This is a genomic window from Arsenophonus sp. ENCA (assembly GCF_002287155.1).
Classification (GTDB): domain Bacteria; phylum Pseudomonadota; class Gammaproteobacteria; order Enterobacterales; family Enterobacteriaceae; genus Arsenophonus; species Arsenophonus nilaparvatae.
Map to the genome: position 1 here is coordinate 1 of NZ_NHNG01000712.1, position 517 is coordinate 517.

Annotated in this window: 1 protein-coding gene; it reads left to right on the top strand. The window is 36.8% G+C overall.

Annotated features, from left to right (window positions below; genetic code table 11):
- The coding region (locus tag CBG25_RS18630) for a PfkB family carbohydrate kinase (protein WP_290608531.1) at window positions 1-517 on the top strand (517 nt) is incomplete at both ends.

Below are 517 nucleotides of genomic sequence, written 5' to 3' on the forward strand. Positions count from 1 at the left end.
ACATTAAAAAATATAAATATTAATGTCACTGTTGGTGGTTTTTTAGGGAAAGAAAATTTAACCGGTTTCCAACAGGATTTTAAGGAACGCGGGATCATAAATCGCTTTAATGTCATCGAAGGTAGAACTCGAATTAATGTCAAATTGACAGAAAAAAATAGTGTAGTTAGTGATTTTAATTTTTCCGGTTTTGAAGTCAACAAACAGGATTGGCTGCATTTTGCTCAAGATTCTCTGAGTTGGTTAAGCCAATTTGATATGGTATGTGTAAGTGGTAGTTTACCCAAAGGTATCGATTTAGATGATTTTACTGACTGGATGAAACAACTACGCAATCAATGTATGTGCGTCATATTTGATAGTAGCCGAGAAGCATTGATTGCTGGTTTAAAAGCCAATCCTTGGTTGGTAAAACCAAATCGACATGAATTAGAAAGCTGGATTGGCCACCCCTTACCTAGCTATCAAGAAATTGCCAAAGCAGCACAGCAATTACGCACTCAAGGCATTGCTCACG